We start from the raw sequence: 1,089 nt of genomic DNA, 5'->3' as shown, positions 1-1,089 counted from the left end.
TGGTTTTTTGTTTTTGTTATTTGTTCTTAGATTAGAGTCAGTTGCGGACTTGGGGTGGGTTGTTGATTGTTATTTTTTGTGTTCTTGCCGGGGCGTGTGTGGTGTGTTTTTTTGTTGTTTATTTTGAACTTTCTTTTTGTTGTGGGGAGGGTTTTTGATGGTTGATGATGTCTAAAACATCGCCTTCGTCATCTTGGAATATTGTTTTTATTAAATCGTTGTTATTGTCGTAAAAATATTGTTTGCTGAAACTTATTGTACCGTCGTCGGCGTAATAGGTTTTTTTGGTTAAAAGATTGTTCTCGTAGTCGTTGATAGTTTCAATTGTTCCGTCGGCAGAACAATGAGTTTCTTTGATTTTTTGGTTGGTTTTTAAGTTCATTTCCACGATGATATACATATTTTTGTCTTTGTCATGGATGATGTCTCGGTAATAATCCTTTTGAGGATCTTGGTTGTAGTCGTCCACGTGATCTATTGTGCCATCTGGTTTGTAGTAGGTTGCTTTGGTTTCAATTCCTGTTTGAGGATCGTGTTCGGAAGTGTACCATAACACTTCTGTTTCTGTTTCGTTTGGGAGATAAACATTTTTTTTGATGGCGATGCCTTGGAAATTTTCCAAAGCAATTACTTTATGACCTAATTGATCTGTATATTCAACAGTTGCGTACGGTTGTTTTGAAACATCTTTGTTTTTTTTCATTTCTTTCTCCTTTTGGGGTTGGTTTTTTTTGAGATTGTGTTAATGCCTGAGCGTGTGTGTGATTACATTTCGAATTCGATATTTAAAACGTGGTTTAATTGACAAAATATTTCGTCTGCGTTGCCGTAATCGGCTATTTCTTTGTATAATAAAAAACCAATTTCTTCGTCTTGTTCTTCTGATAATTTTTCTGAATTGCCAATTATTTTTAAAATTTTGGTAATTAATTTATCGTAATATGTTAATAATTCTTGGCGGATTTTTGCTTGGTCTTTTAAGAATTGAACTACTAAATTGGATTGATTTTCGGTTGTTTTTGGAATGTTTGACATATTTTTGTTTTTCCTTTTATTTTTTTTATTTAAACGAAAAGACCCTATGGGTGA

At 33.3% G+C, this 1,089-nt stretch carries 2 protein-coding genes; both read right to left on the bottom strand.

All coding sequences use genetic code 11. The features are described 5' to 3' along the window. Positions 1–118 precede the first annotated feature (118 nt). Positions 119–703: a DUF2963 domain-containing protein gene (locus HR065_RS00895; RefSeq protein WP_178734043.1), complete on the bottom strand. Its 585-nt coding sequence runs from the start codon at positions 701–703 to the stop codon at positions 119–121. A 62-nt stretch (positions 704–765) separates the two neighbouring features. Further along, positions 766–1,035 (bottom strand): hypothetical protein, encoded by a 270-nt coding sequence (locus HR065_RS00890; RefSeq protein ID WP_178734042.1) that lies wholly within the window; start codon positions 1,033–1,035, stop codon positions 766–768. Positions 1,036–1,089: the final 54 nt, after the last annotated feature.

The sequence above is a fragment of the Candidatus Phytoplasma pruni genome, from assembly GCF_013391955.1.
In the GTDB taxonomy this organism is placed as follows: domain Bacteria; phylum Bacillota_I; class Bacilli_A; order Acholeplasmatales; family Acholeplasmataceae; genus Phytoplasma.
Note: the sequence above shows the minus strand (reverse complement) of the source record. Positions and strands in the feature narration are given on the sequence as shown.

Excerpts from the sequence above, each read along its gene's own strand:
- HR065_RS00895 (WP_178734043.1), bottom strand. The coding sequence starts at position 703 with ATGAAAAAAAACAAAGATGTTTCAAAACAACCGTACGCAACTGTTGAA.
- HR065_RS00890 (WP_178734042.1), bottom strand. The coding sequence starts at position 1,035 with ATGTCAAACATTCCAAAAACAACCGAAAATCAATCCAATTTAGTAGTT.